We start from the raw sequence: 3,000 nt of genomic DNA on the forward strand, positions 1-3,000 counted from the left end.
CCATCATTCTGGCCGCGATCGAAGTGCCCGATTTCTGGATGCGCGCGACTGTGCTGGCGGTGGCCGGTGTCGGGATCACCGTGGCCGTCTATGGCGCCGTGGCGCTGATCGTCAAAGCCGATGATTTTGGGGTCTTTGCCGCCCGCAATGGCCGCACGCCGATCGGGCGGGGGTTGGGGCGAGGTCTTGTCGTCGGCATGCCCTATTTCATGCAGGTGCTGAGCATTGTTGGTACCGCCGCAATGACCTGGGTGGGCGGCTCCATCGTGGCGCATGGGCTTTATGAGTTTGGGCTCAATGGGCCCGAAGTCGTCATCGAAACGGCGGCGCATTGGGCGGAGCATACGTTCCCCGCCATTGCCGGTTTTGCCGGATGGTTCGCGACGGCCTTTGTCGATTTCTTCTTTGGCCTGATCCTTGGCGCGCTGCTGATCCCGGTGGTGGGCTATGCGGTGACGCCGGCCTGGAAGGCGATCAAGGGCATGCTGCCCAAACGGGCTTAAGGCTTATTTCTACACTCTCCCTTTGGGGGAGAGGCGAAGAGGGAGCCGCTCAAAACGGCGGCGCGAAACTCTCGGGGGCTTTTTTCCCCTTGAAGGGAGCCATGCCTTCGCGGGCGAGTTCGTCGGCGCGCTCGTTGAGTTCGTCGCCGGCATGACCCTTGACCCAGTGCCAGGAAATCTGGTGGCGCTTGGTGGCTTCGTCGAGCGCCTGCCAAAGCTCGACATTCTTCACCGGCTTCTTGTCGGCGGTCTTCCAGCCGTTCTTTTTCCAGCCATGCATCCAGCTCTGGACGCCGTTTTTCACATATTGGCTGTCGGTGTGGATTTCGACATCGCACGGGCGGGAGAGGGCGTTTAGCGCCTCGATGGCGGCCGTGAGCTCCATCTTGTTGTTCGTGGTCAGTTGCTCGCCGCCCTTGAGCTCCTTGCGGTGCTGGCCGAACTGCAGAATGGCGCCCCAGCCGCCCGGGCCGGGGTTACCCGAACAGGCGCCGTCGGTGTGGATGATGACAGTGGTGCTCACGCGCTTGGCCCCCGGCGCAGAATGTAGAATTGGTGCGGCATGTCGGCCAGGCTTCCCTGATGCGTCTTTATCATGCCGATCTTTTCGAGCACGCGCAGCGACGCAGCGTTGTCGACATGAGCAAAACCGATGAAATAGCTGTCGGGCCGATTGGTGAAGAACCAGTCGCGGAGGCCCAAGGCGATTTCGCTGGCATAGCCTTGGCCCCAATGGTCTTCGGCCAGCGAATAGCCGATCTCGGGTTCGCCTTCGTAGGGTGAGAAACCGGCACGGCCGATAAAGGCGCCGTCGGCTTTCCGTTCGATGGCGAACTTGCCGATGCCGTGATCGGCATATTCTCGACGCCAGCCGTCTACGCGTTCGACGGCCTTGGCTCGATCATAGACGCGACCTTTTACATCGAGATAGCGAGCGACCGTAGGGTTGGCGTGCATGGCCCAGAGCGCATCGACGAGTTCGTCGCGCCAGGGCACGAGCCGTAGCCGGTCAGTCTCCAGCGCGTGGAGGGGGATCATTTCCCCGAAGCCACTTCGAGATTACGCAAGACTTTTGGAATGTTGAAGGCGATGTTCTCTTCGGCAGTGGTCTTGGTTTCGACCTTGACCGAATAGCGCTCGGCAAAGGCATCGATCACCTCTTCGACCAGGCTTTCCGGGGCCGAGGCGCCGGCGCTGACGCCGAGCGATTTGAGATCGCCATAGAGCGACCAGTCGATTTCGCTGGCACGGTCGACGAGGGTCGCGACCTTGCAGCCGCTACGCAGCGCAACTTCGACCAGACGCTGCGAATTGGAGGAGTGGGGGGAACCGACCACGATCATCGCATCCACCAGCGGCGCCACGGCCTTTATGGCCTCCTGGCGATTGGTGGTGGCGTAGCAGATGTCTTCCTTGTGCGGTCCGTTGATGGCCGGGAAGCGCGCTCGCAGTGCTGCGACGATTTCGCGCGTATCATCGACGCTGAGCGTCGTCTGCGTCACGAAGGCAAGGGTTTCCGGATTCTTGGGCGTGAAGACATTAGCGTCGGCCACGGTCTCGATCAGGGTGACCGCACCCTCGGGAAGCTGGCCCATCGTGCCGATCACTTCGGGGTGACCCGCATGGCCGATAAGGACGATTTCGTGACCTTCCTCGAAGTGGCGCGAGGCCTCCACATGCACTTTGCTAACCAGCGGGCAGGTGGCATCGAGGAAGAACATGTTGCGCGATTTGGCATCGGCCGGCACGCTTTTGGGCACGCCATGGGCCGAAAACACCACGGGAGACTCGGTTTCGGGGATCTCGTCGAGCTCTTCGACAAAGACCGCGCCCTTGGCCTTAAGCCCTTCCACCACGTATTTATTGTGAACGATGGCGTGGCGCACATAGACCGGCGCGCCATATTTCTGCAGCGCCAGCTCCACGATCTGGATGGCACGATCGACGCCAGCGCAAAATCCGCGCGGCGCGCATAACAGAATGTCGAGGTGTGGCCGTTTTTCCATGAGAGATCAGATGCTTTCCGCTTAAGGCCAAGTCAAGTGCTGTTGCAGCCGCACGGGAGCCTGAGGCAGTATGAGGTCACAATGATGTCAGGGACGCTTCTACGGTGAGTCTTGCCCAGGAAATGTTTGCGATTGCCCCTGCCCAGGGGAAGGCAAACCTCACCGCCGCTCAATTGAAGCTGCTGGCCGGCAAGGCCCGCTGGATTTTCCGCGTGGGCGAGACCGGTTTTCCCACCGTTCCGACCATCGCGATCACCCGCGCAGCCTGGGAGGCTCTGCAGGCCGAACGTACCCGGCTCGATACGCGGCTGCGCAATCACTGGGTCGCCTGCCTCTTCAAGCTCGTCTCCAAGGACGGCAAGCCGCCACTGCTCGTGGTGCGCACCTCGGCCGCCAATCACAATAGCGGCCTGCAGCCGGCGCGGATCGGCATTGCAGCCCCGGCGGCGCCGGAAGACTCGGTCGATCCCACGCGCCCGCTCGCCAAGGCC

5 protein-coding genes are annotated in these 3,000 nt (G+C 61.9%); 2 read left to right on the plus strand and 3 right to left on the minus strand.

Going from position 1 to position 3,000, the window contains the following annotated elements; translation table 11 throughout:
* Positions 1-503 (plus strand): DUF808 family protein (locus tag J0I64_RS08570; RefSeq protein ID WP_291407168.1); only part of this gene is annotated, 503 nt, incomplete at its 5' end.
* Positions 504-552: 49 nt separating this feature from the next.
* Here the strand turns inward: J0I64_RS08570 and rnhA are convergent.
* Genes rnhA through ispH form a run of 3 tightly spaced genes read right to left on the minus strand, consistent with a single transcriptional unit; the run spans position 553 to position 2,509 of the window.
* Positions 553-1,026, minus strand: coding sequence for a ribonuclease HI (rnhA, locus tag J0I64_RS08575; RefSeq protein WP_291407169.1), 474 nt, complete (start codon positions 1,024-1,026; stop codon positions 553-555).
* A complete protein-coding gene (locus tag J0I64_RS08580; RefSeq protein WP_291407170.1) occupies positions 1,023-1,541 on the minus strand; it encodes a GNAT family N-acetyltransferase in 519 nt (172 codons plus the stop codon). Before J0I64_RS08580 ends, rnhA begins: the two co-directional genes overlap by 4 nt.
* On the minus strand, positions 1,538-2,509 hold the full coding sequence (ispH, locus tag J0I64_RS08585) for a 4-hydroxy-3-methylbut-2-enyl diphosphate reductase (RefSeq protein WP_291407171.1): 972 nt from the start codon (positions 2,507-2,509) through the stop codon (positions 1,538-1,540). Before ispH ends, J0I64_RS08580 begins: the two co-directional genes overlap by 4 nt.
* A gap of 104 nt (positions 2,510-2,613) precedes the next feature.
* Here ispH and J0I64_RS08590 point away from each other — a divergent pair.
* The coding region (locus tag J0I64_RS08590; RefSeq protein ID WP_291407172.1) for a hypothetical protein at positions 2,614-3,000 on the plus strand (387 nt) is incomplete at its 3' end.

Source organism: Devosia sp. (assembly GCF_017307565.1).
Taxonomy (GTDB): domain Bacteria; phylum Pseudomonadota; class Alphaproteobacteria; order Rhizobiales; family Devosiaceae; genus Devosia.

Coding starts and splice junctions, on each gene's coding strand:
- J0I64_RS08580 (WP_291407170.1), bottom strand. CDS start 1,541: ATGATCCCCCTCCACGCGCTGGAGACTGACCGGCTACGGCTCGTGCCC.
- ispH (WP_291407171.1), bottom strand. CDS start 2,509: ATGGAAAAACGGCCACACCTCGACATTCTGTTATGCGCGCCGCGCGGA.